We start from the raw sequence: 505 nt of genomic DNA on the forward strand, positions 1-505 counted from the left end.
GTGGCCTGCTGGTGGTAGTGATCGATGACGCCGGTGGCCGCCTCCACCACCTGGCTGACGCCTTCCCGGCGCTCGTCAAGCGCCATCTGCCGGGCGGCCATCAGCGCGAGCAGGGCCACGGCCGCGAACCCGATCACGGCCCAAAGCAGGATCGACCAGATGCGCGTGCTCACGCGGAAATTACGGAACGCTTCCATGTCACCCCCGGGGAAACGGGATTGTCGTTGTGGCCGCCGATCGGTCCCCTTCGGCTTCAGGCCGTCTCCCGGTGTCTCCCTGTGGCGGCATCCGGACGGCCTGGGGCGGGCCGGGCGTCCCGTTTGCGCGCGCCGGCGGTCCCGCCGGCGGGATCGCGCGGCGAGACGGCGTTCACTCGAGGGTCGCGGCCCGGCACCAGGCCGTGATCGCGGCCGGATCCGACGGCAGCTGCTCGGCGAGGCCGCCGGTAAAGCCTTCCCAGGCCTCCGATTCCGCCGGGCGTACCGAGGTGAGCAGGGGAATGCCG

At 71.9% G+C, this 505-nt stretch carries 2 protein-coding genes; both read right to left on the minus strand.

All coding sequences use genetic code 11. The annotated features are described in order from the left end of the window. A partial coding sequence (locus G7A99_RS24725; RefSeq protein WP_205600065.1) for a hypothetical protein occupies positions 1-197 on the minus strand: 197 nt, incomplete at its 3' end. A gap of 172 nt (positions 198-369) precedes the next feature. Further along, entirely contained in the window at positions 370-501 is a 132-nt protein-coding gene (locus G7A99_RS26050; protein ID WP_371807670.1) for a DUF2478 domain-containing protein, read from the minus strand. Between the last annotated feature and the right edge of the window lie 4 nt (positions 502-505).

It is taken from the genome of Arhodomonas sp. KWT (assembly GCF_010993615.1).